The 212-nt window shown below is 73.1% G+C and carries 1 protein-coding gene; it reads right to left on the reverse strand.

All coding sequences use genetic code 11. The annotated features are described in order from the left end of the window. The coding region (locus AC4IJH_RS43870; protein WP_490857627.1) for an acyltransferase domain-containing protein at nt 1-212 on the reverse strand (212 nt) is incomplete at both ends.

Here is a 212-nt window from a genome sequence, read left to right on the forward strand (position 1 = left end):
CGCACCGCCACCACCCGCGCACCGTCCTCCAGGGACAGCATCCCCGCCACCGTCGCCGCAGCGATCTCACCCTGCGAATGCCCCACCACCGCATCGGGGATGACGCCTGCCGCCTCCCAGACCGCGGCCAGCGACACCATCACCGCCCACAGCACCGGCTGCACCACATCCGCCGAATCCAGCCCAGGCACACCCCCCACCCCGGCCAGCAC

This window comes from Streptomyces sp. UF-297, assembly GCF_058245575.1.